This window comes from Vibrio sp. 1288, assembly GCF_033344475.1.
Genome location: NZ_JAWPOX010000827.1, coordinates 1 through 589, shown reverse-complemented (window position 1 = coordinate 589; position 589 = coordinate 1). Strand labels below are relative to the sequence as shown.

Annotated in this window: 1 pseudogene; it reads right to left on the bottom strand. The window is 49.2% G+C overall.

Annotation, left to right across the window (positions count from 1 at the left end):
- Window positions 1-589: pseudogene (locus R8O11_RS29595) on the bottom strand (folate-binding Fe/S cluster repair protein); the annotation flags it as partial.

The following is a 589-nucleotide window of genomic DNA, read 5'->3' as shown; positions in this document are numbered from 1 at the left end:
AACGCGGTCGACGTTACGCCTTTCACGATGTACATAGCGCGCTTGTTTGTGCCGCGGTATTTCGCTCGAGCTACGGTTTCTTGGCCTGTGTAACAGCCTTTAGTGAAGCTAATGCCACCTAGGGCTTGAATGTTCAAGGCTTGTGGAATGTGCTCGTTTTGCGCTGTGGCAGAAACGAATGGCAGTGCTGATTCAATGTCGAACCGAGTCCAAAGCTCGCGTGTTGTCAGCGTAGCATCGCTGTTTTCGATCAGTGCTTGCGCCGCTTCTTCTGTCACAACAAGTAACCAACGGTTCGCCTCTACTTTTACCGCAGTGCCGCCATTGATGATGCGTACATCACCGGCATCTTCATTTAAAGCAGACACAAACGCATCGGCGTTGACACCTGCAACGCCAAGAATCACATCGTTAGATTCTTCAATCGTGACTTTGGAAAATACGGCGTATTTTTTTATTTCCTTCAGTTCGATTTCAATCGCAGATTTCGGCTGGATCATGCCGTAGCCATCACCATGATGGAACAAGCGGAATACACTCCACACTTTACCTTTCGCGTCGCAGTGCGCACCGAGTGTTGATTGGTCTT